General features: G+C 72.8%; 15 protein-coding genes. 7 read left to right on the forward strand and 8 right to left on the reverse strand.

Annotation, left to right across the window (positions count from 1 at the left end; genetic code table 11):
- Positions 1–46: 46 nt before the first annotated feature.
- A complete protein-coding gene (locus tag ACFYS8_RS02355; RefSeq protein WP_387634571.1) occupies positions 47–964 on the reverse strand; it encodes a metal-dependent hydrolase in 918 nt (305 codons plus the stop codon).
- A gap of 195 nt (positions 965–1,159) precedes the next feature.
- Here ACFYS8_RS02355 and ACFYS8_RS02360 point away from each other — a divergent pair, with 195 nt between their 5' ends.
- Entirely contained in the window at positions 1,160–1,711 is a 552-nt protein-coding gene (locus ACFYS8_RS02360; protein ID WP_387634573.1) for a pyridoxamine 5'-phosphate oxidase family protein, read from the forward strand.
- A gap of 61 nt (positions 1,712–1,772) precedes the next feature.
- Here the strand turns inward: ACFYS8_RS02360 and ACFYS8_RS02365 are convergent, their stop codons facing one another.
- Entirely contained in the window at positions 1,773–2,255 is a 483-nt protein-coding gene (locus ACFYS8_RS02365) for a MarR family winged helix-turn-helix transcriptional regulator (RefSeq protein ID WP_387634576.1), read from the reverse strand.
- A gap of 85 nt (positions 2,256–2,340) precedes the next feature.
- Between ACFYS8_RS02365 and ACFYS8_RS02370 the strand changes: the two genes are divergently transcribed.
- Entirely contained in the window at positions 2,341–3,213 is an 873-nt protein-coding gene (locus ACFYS8_RS02370; protein WP_387634579.1) for a haloalkane dehalogenase, read from the forward strand.
- A 180-nt stretch (positions 3,214–3,393) separates the two neighbouring features.
- Here ACFYS8_RS02370 and ACFYS8_RS02375 read toward each other — a convergent pair whose 3' ends face one another.
- A complete protein-coding gene (locus tag ACFYS8_RS02375; protein WP_387634581.1) occupies positions 3,394–4,332 on the reverse strand; it encodes an alpha/beta hydrolase fold domain-containing protein in 939 nt (312 codons plus the stop codon).
- A 101-nt stretch (positions 4,333–4,433) separates the two neighbouring features.
- On the opposite strand from ACFYS8_RS02375, the gene murG reads away from it, so the two are divergent.
- Positions 4,434–5,603 (forward strand): undecaprenyldiphospho-muramoylpentapeptide beta-N-acetylglucosaminyltransferase, encoded by a 1,170-nt coding sequence (gene murG / locus ACFYS8_RS02380; protein WP_387634584.1) that lies wholly within the window; start codon positions 4,434–4,436, stop codon positions 5,601–5,603.
- Here the strand turns inward: murG and ACFYS8_RS02385 are convergent, their stop codons facing one another.
- On the reverse strand, positions 5,604–6,554 hold the full coding sequence (locus tag ACFYS8_RS02385) for a helix-turn-helix domain-containing protein (protein WP_387634586.1): 951 nt from the start codon (positions 6,552–6,554) through the stop codon (positions 5,604–5,606). It abuts the gene before it with no gap.
- A 103-nt stretch (positions 6,555–6,657) separates the two neighbouring features.
- Between ACFYS8_RS02385 and ACFYS8_RS02390 the strand changes: the two genes are divergently transcribed.
- On the forward strand, positions 6,658–7,683 hold the full coding sequence (locus ACFYS8_RS02390) for a saccharopine dehydrogenase family protein (RefSeq protein ID WP_387634589.1): 1,026 nt from the start codon (positions 6,658–6,660) through the stop codon (positions 7,681–7,683).
- 6 nt (positions 7,684–7,689) lie between these two features.
- Here the strand turns inward: ACFYS8_RS02390 and ACFYS8_RS02395 are convergent, their stop codons facing one another.
- The 3 genes from ACFYS8_RS02395 to ACFYS8_RS02405 all read right to left on the reverse strand — a co-directional run bounded on the left by ACFYS8_RS02395 (position 7,690) and on the right by ACFYS8_RS02405 (position 9,575).
- The gene (locus tag ACFYS8_RS02395) at positions 7,690–8,214 is read right to left on the reverse strand and encodes a hypothetical protein (RefSeq protein WP_387634591.1); all 525 of its coding nucleotides are present in this window, start codon (positions 8,212–8,214) and stop codon (positions 7,690–7,692) included.
- Positions 8,215–8,288: 74 nt separating this feature from the next.
- Positions 8,289–8,723 carry a low molecular weight phosphotyrosine protein phosphatase gene (locus tag ACFYS8_RS02400; RefSeq protein WP_387634594.1) on the reverse strand — a complete coding sequence of 145 codons (435 nt, stop codon included), beginning with the start codon at positions 8,721–8,723 and terminating at the stop codon, positions 8,289–8,291.
- A 174-nt stretch (positions 8,724–8,897) separates the two neighbouring features.
- The gene (locus ACFYS8_RS02405) at positions 8,898–9,575 is read right to left on the reverse strand and encodes a TetR/AcrR family transcriptional regulator (protein ID WP_387634596.1); all 678 of its coding nucleotides are present in this window, start codon (positions 9,573–9,575) and stop codon (positions 8,898–8,900) included.
- 110 nt (positions 9,576–9,685) lie between these two features.
- Between ACFYS8_RS02405 and ACFYS8_RS02410 the strand changes: the two genes are divergently transcribed.
- The 3 genes from ACFYS8_RS02410 (at position 9,686) to ACFYS8_RS02420 (ending at position 11,384) form a co-directional block, all read left to right on the forward strand.
- Entirely contained in the window at positions 9,686–10,150 is a 465-nt protein-coding gene (locus ACFYS8_RS02410) for a PaaI family thioesterase (RefSeq protein WP_387634599.1), read from the forward strand.
- Between the two features lie 91 nt (positions 10,151–10,241).
- Positions 10,242–10,697, forward strand: coding sequence for a hypothetical protein (locus ACFYS8_RS02415; protein ID WP_387634601.1), 456 nt, complete (start codon positions 10,242–10,244; stop codon positions 10,695–10,697).
- An 84-nt stretch (positions 10,698–10,781) separates the two neighbouring features.
- On the forward strand, positions 10,782–11,384 hold the full coding sequence (locus tag ACFYS8_RS02420) for a dihydrofolate reductase family protein (RefSeq protein ID WP_387636807.1): 603 nt from the start codon (positions 10,782–10,784) through the stop codon (positions 11,382–11,384).
- 12 nt (positions 11,385–11,396) lie between these two features.
- Here ACFYS8_RS02420 and ACFYS8_RS02425 read toward each other — a convergent pair whose 3' ends face one another.
- Positions 11,397–12,122, reverse strand: a complete 726-nt coding sequence (locus tag ACFYS8_RS02425; RefSeq protein ID WP_387634603.1) for a DUF6193 family natural product biosynthesis protein — start codon at positions 12,120–12,122, stop codon at positions 11,397–11,399.
- Positions 12,123–12,158: the final 36 nt, after the last annotated feature.

Here is a 12,158-nt window from a genome sequence, read left to right on the forward strand (position 1 = left end):
GTTCCCCGCGCCCCTGTTTTCGCGCCCATCCGCTCGCGCCCCCCTGTCACCGAGCTGCGGCAGCTCTCGCCGCGGGCGACTTGGCCAGGTACGCGAGCGCCTGCGAAGAGCTGCCCTCGTTCGTGGGGTGGTACCCGGGGCTGAAGTACCGCAGCGCCGACCGCACGAACCGGCCCGGTTCGGGGAGCAGTCCCCGCCTCGCGGCTTTCTGGGCCTCCCGCCACGTCGGCACCACCCTCCCGTCCAGCGACGGGTCGGCGGCGAGCATGAAGCGCGCACCCCGGATCCACAGGTGCACCAGCAGCGGGCCGGAGACGGCCATGCCGCGGATGCGCCGGAGGTATCCCGGGTCGAGGTGGCGCATCAAGTCGTAGGCGACGCTGCGGTGTTCGACTTCCTCCGCGCCGTGCCAGCGCAGCAGGTCGACCATGGTGGGGTCGGCCTTGGCGCGGTCGAGGCCGGGCGAGTTGAGGGCCCAGTTGCCGAGGAACGCGGTGAAGTGTTCGATCGCGGCGATGAAGGCGACCCGTTCGATGATGTTCTCGCGGCGCTGGCGCGCGTTCAGTCCGGGCTTGTCGCCGAGGACGCGGCGGAACAGCCAGCTGATCTGGCGGACGTACGGTCGCGGGTCGAGACCCTGTCCGAGCAGGTGGTCGAGGACTTCCTGGTGGGCCTCGGCGTGTATCGCCTCCTGGCCGATGAACCCGAGTACCTCCTCCCGCAGTTGGTCGTCGCGGATCAGCGGCAGCGCTTCCTTGAACACCTTGACGAACCACCGTTCGCCCTCGGGTAGCAGCAGGTGCAGCACGTTGATGGTGTGGGTGGCCATCGGCTCGTCGGGGATCCAGTGCAGGGGGAGCTGAGACCAGTCGAAGTGGACGTCGCGGGGTTCGAGGACGAGGTTGTCGTGCACGGACGCGGGCTGCCCGGGCCGAAGGCTGCGGGAGGGGGTGGGGCGCGGCATGGGGGTGCCTCCTGTACCTGCGACTGGGGGGCTGACGGAGCGGCGGGCCGGCCTCCGGGGAGTCCCGGTGGACCCGTGGGCACAGGGGCAAACTACTCGCGGGTAGCGGGCCGGACAAGAGGTTCGGCAGTTCTTATCAACATTGAGTCTAATAAGCGCTCGATAGGGTGACCCGAAGCCACCCCGGGAGACGCCTTGACCGACCGCACCGAACCCGGCCCGCTGGTCCGGGCCCTGATCGCCCATCCGGTCCTCGCGGCCACCACCTACCCGGCGCCGGACCCGGCCACCCCTACCGACCCGGCCGCCCTGTTCACCGCCTGGCTGCTGGACGCCCTCGCGGCGGGCGTTCCGGACGCGCAGGTGATGACGCTCTCCACGGTCGACGCCGAGGGCCGCCCGGACGCCCGGGTGCTCGTCCTGCGCGACATCGACCCGGCCGCCGGCGCCTGGCACTTCTGGACCGAACCCGACTCCCCGAAGGCCCGCCAACTCGCCGCCCACCCGGACGCCGCCCTCACCGTCTACTGGCCCCACCCGGGCCGCCAGGTCCGCCTCCGCGGCCCCGTCCGTCCCGCACCGGACTGCACCACCCCCTCCCCCACCCTCCGCTGCTACGCCCTGCACGCCGTCACCGCCGAGTTCTGGCAGGCCGGCCCGGACCGCGATCACCTCCGCCTGCGCTTCTCCCGCACCGCCACCGGCTGGACCTCCACGGGCTGGGTCCCCACCGACATCCCGGGCTGACCCACCACCGCCCGGCCGACCGGGATGCACCGCCACACCGCGCCGAGGGCGCGCGGCTCGTTCACATGTCCTGGCCGTGGTGGTGCACAAGGACAGCGAGGAGTCGGGCCAACTGCTCGCGTTCCTGAGGCGTCAGTGGCGCGAGCACCTCGTTCTCCGCTTCGGTCAGCAGTTTGTCCAGCTTCAGCAGTTGGCGGCGGCCCTGCCGGGTGAGGGTAATGACGTTCTGGCGGCGGTCGGCGGGGTTGGGCGAGCGTTCCACCAGTCCGCGATCGGCCAGCTCGTTGATGACCGCGACCATGTCACTGCGGTAGATCCTGGTGCGGGAGACCAGTTCTGCCTGGCTTGCGGGTCCGAACTCGTCCAGTGTGGCGAGTACCGCGAAATGCCACTTGCGGGCGCCCTCCCGCACCAGCTTCTCGTTCACCAGACGATCCGACTGGATCGCGGCCAGCGACAGGAGCCGGGTCCGCAGATTCCACAGCCGCGCGGCAGTGGCCTGCCGGTCGGCCGAACGAGCCGTGTCGGGCGGGTAGTTGCCCATGCCCATATCCCTTGCGCTAGTCACACTAACAAAATACTCTGCCCGGCGATGGAATGTTAGTGTGACGAACCAATAGGAGGACGTCATGCCGGTGGCGGACGTACTGGACTCGACGATGTTCTACGAGGAGGCGGGCAGCGGTACCCCCTTCGTCTTTCTGCACGGCAACCCCAGCTCGTCCCACCTGTGGCGCAAGGTGCTGCCCGAAATCGACCTGCCCGCCCGCCTGCTCGCCCCGGACTTGATCGGCATGGGCCGTTCTGGCAAGCCCAACGTGCCGTACCGGTTCGCCGACCACGCCCGCTACCTGGACGACTGGTTCGACCAGCTGGGCCTGGACGGGGTGGTGCTCGTCGGCCACGACTGGGGCGGCGCACTCGCCTTCGACTGGGCAACTCGCCACCCCGATCGGATCCGCGGCATGGCCTTCTTCGAAACCATTGTTCGGCCGATGTCCTGGAACGAGCTGGGCGACGGACCGCGCTCGCGCGCCCAGGCCATGCGCGGACCCCAGGGCGAGACGCTGGTGCTGGACCAAAACGTCTTCCTGGAGTCGGCCTTCACCGGAGGCGTGCTGAACCCGGTCAGCGAGGCGGACATGCCGCCCTACCGGGCGCCGTACCCCACTCGGGAAAGCCGCCGCCCGGTGCTGGAGTGGGCACGCTCGCTACCGCTGGACGGGCAGCCGACCGATGTCGCCGAACGGGTCGAGCAGTATGTCGAGTGGCTGGCCGACAGCAACGAGGTCCCCAAGTTGCTGCTCACCTTCGACTCCTCGCCCACCCTGCTGATCGGCAAGGAGATGGCCGACTGGTGCGCGGAGAACATTGCCGCGCTGGAAACCCGGCACTGCGGACCGGCCGGCCACCACGCCCCCGAGGACCAACCCCAGGCCATCGCCGACGCGATTGGCGCGTGGGCTCGGCGGCACACTCTGACCGACGATCGGCCACGCTGATCACCCAAGCGGTTGCCGAGCCGGCCACCGGAACCCTTGATCGCGACGACACCGCAGTGGTGCTGCCCGCCATCTCGGCGAGAAGAACCTCATGAGGCGCGGATCCACGTCTCGCGAATCCTGCGAGCGGACCGAGCGGGCCGAGCACACCAGCCACCCACCTGACGTCCGACGCCCCCGTCACTCCGCCAGCAGCCGCCGCAGCCACCCGCGCCGGGCCGCCACCGCCGCGTGGCTGACGGCGGCGTGCGGGGCGAGGGTGTCGAAGCCGTGGCAGGCGCCCGGCCAGACGTGCAGTTCGGCGTGGCTGCCGTGCTGCCACAGGCCGTTCGCGTACGCCACCACCTCGTCGCGGAAGGTCTCCGCCGAACCGACCTCCAGGTACGCGGGCGGCAGGCCCGCCAGTGAGGTGGCGCGGGCGGGCGCGGCGTACGGCGGGACGTCGGCGGTGCCGCGAGCCGGGCCGAGGGCGGCCTGCCAGGCGGTGGCGTTGGAGGTGGCGTCCCAGGTGTCGTGGCCGGCCAGTTGGCGGGCGGAGGCGGTGCCGCCACGGTCGTCGAGCATCGGGCTGAGCAGGAGTTGACCGACCGTCACCGGCCCGCCCTCGTCCCGCAGCAGCAGTGCGAGCGCCGCGGCGAGGCCGCCCCCGGCGCTCTTGCCGGCGAGGACCACCCGCGACGGGTCGATCCCCAGCGCGTCGGCGTTGGCGACCGTCCAGCGCAGCGCCTCCCGGCAGGCGTGCAGCGGCTGCGGGTAGGTGGCGTCCGGTGCGAGCGGGTACTCCGCGGACACCACCGCGAGGCCCAGCGGCTGCGCCAACTCCCGCAGCACGCGCGGCAGTACGGAGTACGCGTTGCCGCCGATCAGCCCGCCCCCGTGCAGGTAGAAGAGCACCGGCAGCCGCCCGCCGACGCCCGCCGGCCGCGCCCACACCACCCCCTCGCCGACGCCCACCTCGAAGCGGCCCCCGTCCGTCAACTCCCGCAGCCCGGGCCGTGGCCGGACCCCCGCGTCCGCCCGCTGCCACTCCCGCAGCCGCTCCGGCGTCAACGGCGCCGGGACTCCGCCCCGGGCCGCCACAGCGGCAGCGACCGCCGGATCCATGTACGCCTCGCGCATCAGCGCCCCTCCCCATCGACACTCCAACGAATATGACTGACCGCCAGGTAAGCGTGCACCCTGGACCACAGCAGCACAGAACGATCTGGAGGAGGACGCGGATGGCAGGCGAACAGAGGGCGCTCAGGCTGGTGGTGACGGGCGGCGGGACCGGCGGGCACACCTACCCGGCGCTGACGGCGGTGCGGGCGTTGCAGCAGCGGCTGGCGGCGGAGCGTCGCGGCGTGGACGTGCTCTGGGTGGGCACCGCGAAGGGCCTGGAGGCGCGGATCGCGCCAGCGGAGGGGATTCCGTTCGAGCCGGTCGCCACGGGCAAGGTCCGGCGGTCGAGCAATCCGCTGAAGCTGCTGTCCCCGGCGAACGTGCGGGACATGCTCCGGGTGCCGTGGGGCGCGGTCCAGGCCCGGTCGCTGATCCGGAAGTTCCAGCCGGACGTGGTGCTGGCGACGGGTGGGTACGTGGCGGTGCCGGTGGGCCTGGCGGCCCGTTCGTGCCGGGCCCCGCTGGTGGTGCACGAGCAGACGGTGCGGCTGGGCCTGGCGAACAAGGTGCTGGCCCGGGCGGCGACCCGGGTCGCGGTCTCCTCGGAGTCGACGCTGCCCCTGCTGCCGGAAGCCGCCCGCAGCACCGCCGTGGTGACGGGCAACCCGGTCCGCCCGGCGGTGCTGACCGGCCACCCGGACAAGGCGGTGGCGGCGCTCGGCCTGTACGGCTTCGACCGTTCGCTGCCGACGGTGTACGTGACGGGCGGCGCGCAGGGCTCGGCGCAGATCAACGACCTGGTGTCCGGCGTCCTGCCGTGGCTGCTGGAACGCGCGAACGTGGTCCATCAGTGCGGCCCGGCGAACGAGGCCGACCTGAACGCCCGGGCGGCGCGGCTGCCGGCCCACCTGATGGGCCGCTACTACCTGACGGGCTTCATGGGCGCCGAACTGCCGGACGTCCTGGCCCTGGCGGACGTGGTGGTCAGCCGCAGCGGCGCGGGCACCCTCGCGGAGCTGACGGCGCTGGGCAAGGCGGCCGTCTTCGTCCCGCTGGCCTCGGCCGCGGGCAACGAACAGGCCCACAACGCCGCCCACTTGGAGCAGGCGGGCGCGGCCGTCGCGCTGCTCGGAACGGTCACGCCGGACGACCTCAGCTCGGCACTCGGCCCGCTGCTGGAGGACGACGCACGGCGGGCCGCGATGGCGGCGCGGGCGCGCGAGCACGGCCGCCCGGACGCGGCGGAGCGGCTGGTGGACGTCCTGCTGTCGGTCGCCCGCCGCGCATAGTCACGCCCGGAAGGTGCGGCGGTAGGTGTCCGGCGGCACCCCGATCGTGCGGTGGAAGTGGCGGCGCAGCGTGGTCGAGGTGCCCAGGCCCGAGGCTGCGGCGATGGTGTCGACGCTGTCGTCCGTGGTCTCCAGCAGTTCCTGCGCACGCCGGATCCGCTGCGTCAGCAGCCACTGCAGCGGGGTGGTTCCGGTCACCGAGCGGAAGTGCCGGGCCAGGTGGCGCGAGCTCAGATTCACCCGGCGGGCCAGGTCCTCGACGGTGAGCGGCTCGTCCAGCCGCCGCATCACCCACGGGAGCAGCTCGGCCAGCGGATGGTCGTCCTGCACGGGCACCGGCGTGGTGACGAACTGGGCCTGGCCGCCTGCCCGGTGGGGCGGCACGACCAGGCGCCGGGCGACCACGTTGGCGATCGCCGAGCCGTGGTCGCGGCGGACCAGGTGCAGGCACAGGTCCATCGCCGCGGCCTTGCCGGCGGACGTGAGCACCTGGCCGTTGTCGACGTAGAGCACGTCCGGATCGACCTCCACCCGGGGGTAGCGCCTGGCCAGTTCCTCGGTGTGCGCCCAGTGCGTGGTCGCGCGCAGCCCGTCCAGCAGCCCGGCGGCGGCGAGCGCGAACACGCCGGTGCACAGCGACACCACCCGCGCCCCCGCCGTGTGGGCCGCGCGCACCGCCTCGACCAGGTCGGCCGGCGGGTCCTGCTCGACGTCCGCCAGGGCGGGGACGATCACGGTGTCGGCGTCCGCCAGCCGGTCGAGCCCGCAGTCCGGCTCCAGCAGGAACCGGCCGACCCGGACGGCGTGCGGGCCGCACACCCTGAGGTCGTACCAGGGCCCCGGCACCGCGTCCGGGCGCGAGCCGAACACCTCCTGGGCGAGGGCGAGTTCGAAGTGCAGCATGCCGTCGGTGGCGGCGATCGCGACGGAGCGCGCGGCGGCAGGGGTCATGTCGGAAATTGTACGGGTCGTGTCGTTCCGGACACTGGGCGCCGGATCCCCGAACGGACAGGATCTTCCTGGCAGTTCACTTCGAGCACGCGGGAGCAGACGGATGGTGTCGAGCCGGAACGTGGTGGCGGTGTACGGGGCCTACGGGCACACCGGACGGTTCGTGGTCGCGGAGTTGCACGAGCGCGGGTACCTCCCGCTGCTCGTCGGCCGCGACCGGGACAAGCTGGCGGAGCCGGCCGGGCCGGGCTTCGAGGCACGGCAGGCCTCGGTCGACGACCCGGCCGCGCTCGACCGCGCCCTGCGCGGCGCCGCCGCCGTGATCAACTGCGCCGGACCGTTCGCCACCACCGCCGCCCCGCTGATCGAGGCGGCGCTGCGGGCCGGCCTCCCGTACGTCGACGTGGCGGCCGAGATCGAGGCGAACCTCGACACCTTCGCGCGGTTCGCCGACCGCGCCCGCGCAGCCGGCACCGTGGTGGTCCCGGCGATGGCCTTCTACGGCGGCCTCGGCGACCTGCTGGTGACGGCCGCGATGGGCGACTGGACGGCGGCGGACGAGGCCCACATCGCCTACGGCCTGAGCAGTTGGCACCCCACCGCCGGCACGCTCGCCGCGGGCGCGGTCTCGGCGCAGCGCCGCGCCGGCCGCCGACTCCGCTTCACCGGTGGGCAGTTGGAGCACCACGACGACGCCCTGCCGACCCTCGACTGGCACTTCCCGGCCCCGCTCGGCCCGCAGCGCGTCCTCGGCGAGTTCACCATGGCCGACGTCGTCACCGTCCCCAGCCACCTGGCCGTCCCGGAGGTGCGCACCTACATGACCACCAACGCGGCCGCCGACCTGTCCGCCCCCGACGCCCCGGCGCCGACCGCCGTCGACGAACGCGGCCGCTCCGCCCAGACCTTCGTCGTCGACGTCCTGGTCCGCTCCGGCGACACCGAACGCCGCGCGTCCGCCGCCGGCCAGGACATCTACGCCGTCACCGCACCACTCGCGGTGGAGGCCGTCGACCGCATCCTCACCGGCCGCACCCGGACCACCGGCGTCGCCTCCGCGGGCGCGATCTTCGACGCCCCAGACTTCCTGCGCGCCCTGTCCGCGCACCTCGCGCCGAAGTTCGGCTGACCAGGCTCACCCGGCTTGTTCCACGTCCCAGGGGATTTCGACCGGACGACGGTGCCTCTCCGGCCGGAACATTCGGATCGCTTCCGGGAAATTCTCCACGGGAATACCCGGCAGGCCCGCAATCGGCGCATCGACGGCATCGATGACATGGTCCCCGCCCTCCTCGTCGGGTGCGTACAGGCGCGCACGCGCCGTCTTTCCCAGCGGGTCGGCGACCCAGTACGCACTCGGATCGATGCACGGGTCGGGGAACAGGACGGGCAGCTGAAGGCGCGCGGCGAGGAGGATCGCGAACTCGGGCTCGGTGGGCTGGCCCTGAACGCTGTCGACCACCGAGATGTCGAGTATCAGGCAGGTGTCGCCGCTCGTCGGGCGGAACTCGCAGATCACCTGCGCGTCCCAGTCGCGCACCTCCCACTCGTCGGAGTGCGCCACGTCGACGTGCTCGGGCGACACGGAGAACTGTTCGGCCAGCGCCGGCTTCAGCCGTTCCGGGCCCAGCGACCCCGTCACGAAAATGTTGTAGATCACGTGCCGACCCACCCCCGGTGATCGTTCGACGAAAGTGCAGGGGAACCTAGCGCACCCCCGGCATTGACGGCCCGTCAGGGCAGGTGGATGGCCGCGCCCGCCTCGATCAGCAGGGCGCAGTAGACGAACTCGACGGCGGAGCGGCCCATCGGGTCGGGGACGTCGCGGTCGTGGTCGAGGTAGAGGCGCATCTCGGTGGTGCTGTCGGGGCCGACCAGGGCGAAGAGCCGGTCCAGCACGGCGTGGTCCATGGCGAGGACCAGGTCGGCCCATTCGATCATTTCCGCCGTGACGCGGGTGGGGTGGTGGACAGTCAGGTCGTAGCCGAGGACGCCCGCCACGGCGACCATCTCGGGGTGCGCCTCCTGCCACCTGCCGATCAGTCCGGCGGAGCGCACCTCCAGCGCCCCGCCACCGAGGTCCGTGAGCACCCGGGCGGCGAACGGGCTCCGGCAGTAGTTGCCGAGGCAGACGACGAGGATGCGCCTGGGCGGGCTGCTGGCTGGCATCGGGGCCTCCAGGGGGCGAGGGCGGTGCCTGTGATCATCGGCCAGGCCCGCGCCGCTCGGCGGTACGGGCAGCCGGGACGGCCCTGCGGAGTGCACCAACGAGTGGCCGCTGCTACGCCATCAGGTCGATGCGGCTCGGCTCCCCCACCAGGACGACGCCGGATCGACGCCGGCTCAGCGCGCCGTGTACGGGTAGCGGTGCAGGAAGGTCTCCACCAGGAACCGGGCCATCGCGGTGAGGCGCTCGGGCGGGTACTCGTCGGGGGCGTTGAGCACGAGCCGGCCGCCTTCCTCAAGTGCCGCCAGCAGCACCCGGATCAGCAGTTCGACGTCGAGATCGGCGACGTCGGCGGCATCGTCGGCGTCGTCGGCGTCGTCGTCGGCGCGGAGGAACCAGCGGACGGCGTGGGCGAACTGCTCCCGGACCAGCGCGTCGCTGCGCTCCTTGTACCTGCGCACGGCGGGCGGTGAGCCGTCCACCGGGAGCAGGATCGCGCGCCAGCGGCTCGGGGCGGTGACCACCGCGTCGTAGTAGCCGCAGGCGACGCCGGTGAAGACCTCGACGGGGTCCGCGCCGTCGAGCGTGTCCGGCAATGTGGCCGCCATCTGGGCCTGGGCGCGCTCCCCCTCGCGTTCGAGCAGGGCCCGCAGCAGGTGGTCCGCGTCGGTGAACTGCCCGTAGACCACCGGCCGGGTGACCCCGGCGGCCTTGGCGACGGCATCGACCGAGACGGCTGCCACACCGTCGCGGTTGATGATCTCCAGTGCCGTGTCCAGGAGTTGCTCCCGCCGCTCGGCGGGGGCCATCCGCGGGGCGTAGGGGCGCTTCGCGGGCGTGGGCGGTCGGACCATGGCGCCAGCCTATCTTGTGAAAGCTTCACATCTGTAGCTACAGTCCTGAAGCAATTGCTCGAGCCGCCACCACCAGGCTGAACGCGCCCACCCCGCAGGACAGGAACACCATGACCAACCAGGCAACCCCGCTCGACCCGCTCCAGGACCTTCCCGCCGAACTCACCGACCATGTCGCCGAGTTCGGCGCCCACCCCGACCGCATCCCGCTCGGCCGCCTCGCCGAACGGATGGGCATCCGCATCCTCGAAGCCACCCCGGACCGGGTCGTGGGCACCATGCCGGTCGACGGCAACGAGCAGCCGTACGGCCTGCTGCACGGCGGCGCCTCCGCCGCCCTCGCGGAGTCGCTCGGCTCGATCGGCGCGGCCCTGCACGCCGGGCCCAACCGCTACGCGGTCGGCGTCGATCTCAACGCCACCCACCACCGCCCCGCCACCGACGGCCACGTCACCGGCATCGCGACCGCCGTATTCCGCGGCCGCACCGCCGCCACCTACGAGGTCGCCATCACCGACGCCGCCGGAAAACGCATCAGCAGCTGCCGCCTGACCTGCCTGCTGCGCGACGCCTGACGGACCCACCGCCCGGCGAACAGCCCGCGACGGAGGACGCCCCTCGGGACGCGACTCCGCTCCGACAGCAGAACCGCTACCATCCCGGCCCATGAACAACGAAGGATCGGTGCCACCGGCGGGACAGTGGCAGCGACTTCCCTGGTCACGCCGGGTGCTCCTGGCGATCACGCTGCTGGTCGGGCTGGTCGGCGGCTGGCTGACCGGCCGCCACATGTCGGCGGCGCCGGTCCTGGGGCCGGTGACGTTCGCGGCATTCATGGCCCTCGCGCTGGCCGGGCGGAAGGACCCCCGCACCCGCGCCCCGCTGTTCGGAGGGTGGACGGCCGCCGTGGTCGCCACCCTCACCTTCGCGCTCGGGGCGGCCGCCGGGGCGGCCGACCTCCGGCCGCTGGCGCTGGCGGCGGCCGCCGCGGTCTGGCTGGTGCAGATCGCCCGAAAGTACCGTGAGCGGCTGCCGCGAGCCACCGACAAGCCGCGCGAACAGGCCCTACGCGAACGCCCGCTCGACACCCCGCAGGACACTCCGCCTCGTGGCTCCCGCTGATCCGCGGCCCCGCTGCCTAGCATCGCCGGGGGAACACCGCCGTCGAAGCCACCGGGAGCCCTCGTGGGAATCGTGACCGCCAACATGGCCATCTCGCTGGACGGGTTCACCGCCGGGCCCGACCAGAGCCTGGAGTACCCGTTCGGCACGGGCGCCAGGGAAGCCCTGACCTCCTGGATGTTCGAGACCGACCGGCCGGGGCGTGAGCAGGACGCGCACCTGCTGGGCGTGCTGCACGCGAACACCGGCGCGCACATCATGGGGCGGAACATGTTCGGCCCGGGCCGGGGCGCCTGGGACGAGAGCTGGACGGGCTGGTGGGGGGCCGAACCGCCGTACCACGCGCCGGTGTTCGTACTCACCCACCACCCCCGCAAGCCGCTCCCGATGGCCGGCGGCACCACCTTCGAGTTCGTCACCGACGGCATCGAGGCCGCCCTCGACCGGGCCCGCGCGGCCGCCGGCGAGCAGGACGTCGAGATCGCCGGCGGCGCCGCCACCGTCCGCCAGTACCTCCGGGCCGGCCTGCTCGACGAACTCGTCCTGCACCTCGTCCCCGTCACCCTCGGCACCGGCGAACGCCTCCTCGAAGGCCTCCGCATCGCCCTGGAGCCCGTCGAGGTCATTCCCTCCGAGACCGTCACCCACCTGCGCTACCGGGTGCTCGGCCCGAACACGGCCGACTGAAGCCCGCGCCGGTCAGATCATCGGGAGGTGCGGCTCGGGCACCGCGTCCTCGGGGAGCAGGTCGAGGACGGCGGCGACGGTGGCCGCGACGCCGGTGGTGGTCAGTGGGGGGCGGTCCTCCGCGCGGTGGCGGACTTCGAAACGGTCCTCGCCGAGCGGGCGGACCATGGGGAGGTCGTGGGAGATCGGGTCCTCGGCGCGGCGGCTGAAGGTCACCCACCACATGGCCATGCCCGGGGAGAGAGCGCGTAGGCGGGGTTCGGCGTGGGCGGCCTCGATGAACTCGCGCAGGCCCTTGGTGCGGCGGTTCCGGTTGGCGAGCAGTTGCTTCCAGCGGACCGGGATCGGTTCGCCGCGCTCGTGGGCCTCGGCCAGCTCCCAAGTCCCCAGGAAGGGGCGGCGGGTGACGAGTTCGCGGACCGGCACGGGCCGCTGCCAGTCCGCCACTGCCGCGGCGACGGCCGCCAGGTCGTCGGTACGGCCCGAAGCCATCCGGACCTCCCGGACGTAGCAGGCCACCGTGAACTGCCGGTCGCCGGGGAGCAGATCGACGTACACCGTCCGCTCGCCCGACCGCACCTTCGCGTCGGTCAGCCGCCAGGCCGTGGTCTCCGTCGGCCCGCCCTCCAGCCGGAGCCCGGCCCGGTCGGCCTCCGCCTGGAGGGCGGCGCGCAGCGAGCCGGCCCGGGCGACGTCGGGGTAGTGGGGTGCGTATTCGGGCGGCAGTTCCTCGGTCATGCGATCGAGTATGGGTGAACCGCCGCCCGTCCACGA

The organism is Kitasatospora sp. NPDC004615 (genome assembly GCF_042873545.1).
GTDB lineage: Bacteria > Actinomycetota > Actinomycetes > Streptomycetales > Streptomycetaceae > Kitasatospora.

Excerpts from the sequence above, each read along its gene's own strand:
- ACFYS8_RS02355 (WP_387634571.1), bottom strand. The coding sequence starts at position 964 with ATGCCGCGCCCCACCCCCTCCCGCAGCCTTCGGCCCGGGCAGCCCGCG.
- ACFYS8_RS02365 (WP_387634576.1), bottom strand. The coding sequence starts at position 2,255 with ATGGGCAACTACCCGCCCGACACGGCTCGTTCGGCCGACCGGCAGGCC.
- ACFYS8_RS02370 (WP_387634579.1), top strand. The coding sequence starts at position 2,341 with ATGCCGGTGGCGGACGTACTGGACTCGACGATGTTCTACGAGGAGGCG.
- ACFYS8_RS02375 (WP_387634581.1), bottom strand. The coding sequence starts at position 4,332 with ATGCGCGAGGCGTACATGGATCCGGCGGTCGCTGCCGCTGTGGCGGCC.
- murG (WP_387634584.1), top strand. The coding sequence starts at position 4,434 with ATGGCAGGCGAACAGAGGGCGCTCAGGCTGGTGGTGACGGGCGGCGGG.
- ACFYS8_RS02385 (WP_387634586.1), bottom strand. The coding sequence starts at position 6,554 with ATGACCCCTGCCGCCGCGCGCTCCGTCGCGATCGCCGCCACCGACGGC.
- ACFYS8_RS02390 (WP_387634589.1), top strand. The coding sequence starts at position 6,658 with ATGGTGTCGAGCCGGAACGTGGTGGCGGTGTACGGGGCCTACGGGCAC.
- ACFYS8_RS02400 (WP_387634594.1), bottom strand. The coding sequence starts at position 8,723 with ATGCCAGCCAGCAGCCCGCCCAGGCGCATCCTCGTCGTCTGCCTCGGC.
- ACFYS8_RS02405 (WP_387634596.1), bottom strand. The coding sequence starts at position 9,575 with ATGGTCCGACCGCCCACGCCCGCGAAGCGCCCCTACGCCCCGCGGATG.
- ACFYS8_RS02410 (WP_387634599.1), top strand. The coding sequence starts at position 9,686 with ATGACCAACCAGGCAACCCCGCTCGACCCGCTCCAGGACCTTCCCGCC.
- ACFYS8_RS02415 (WP_387634601.1), top strand. The coding sequence starts at position 10,242 with ATGAACAACGAAGGATCGGTGCCACCGGCGGGACAGTGGCAGCGACTT.
- ACFYS8_RS02420 (WP_387636807.1), top strand. The coding sequence starts at position 10,782 with ATGGCCATCTCGCTGGACGGGTTCACCGCCGGGCCCGACCAGAGCCTG.
- ACFYS8_RS02425 (WP_387634603.1), bottom strand. The coding sequence starts at position 12,122 with ATGACCGAGGAACTGCCGCCCGAATACGCACCCCACTACCCCGACGTC.